This is a genomic window from Gilvimarinus gilvus, from assembly GCF_030518155.1.
Taxonomy (GTDB): Bacteria; Pseudomonadota; Gammaproteobacteria; order Pseudomonadales; family Cellvibrionaceae; genus Gilvimarinus; species Gilvimarinus gilvus.
On sequence record NZ_JAULRU010000306.1, the window covers coordinates 1 to 349 of the forward strand.

Below are 349 nucleotides of genomic sequence, written 5' to 3' on the forward strand. Positions count from 1 at the left end.
CCCTGGTGCTGGCCATGACCTTCGCGGCCATGCATTACTTTGGCATCGGCCTGCACAAGATTTCGCTGGGGGCGCTGGTACTGGCCCTGGGCTTGCTGGTAGACGATGCGATCATTGCCGTGGAAATGATGGCGATCAAGATGGAGCAGGGCTACGACCGCCTCAAGGCGGCCAGTTACGCCTGGAGCAGCACGGCCTTCCCGATGCTCACCGGCACCCTGATCACCGCAGCGGGCTTCTTGCACATCGCTACGGCGGCCTCCAGCACCGGCGAATACACCCGCTCGATCTTCCAGGTGGTGACCATTGCCTTGCTGGCATCGTGGCTGGTCGCCGTGGTGTTCGTGCC

General features: G+C 63.0%; 1 protein-coding gene. It reads left to right on the plus strand.

What is annotated here, in order from left to right; all coding sequences use genetic code 11:
* The coding region (locus tag QWI17_RS04970; RefSeq protein WP_302721403.1) for an efflux RND transporter permease subunit at positions 1-349 on the plus strand (349 nt) is incomplete at both ends.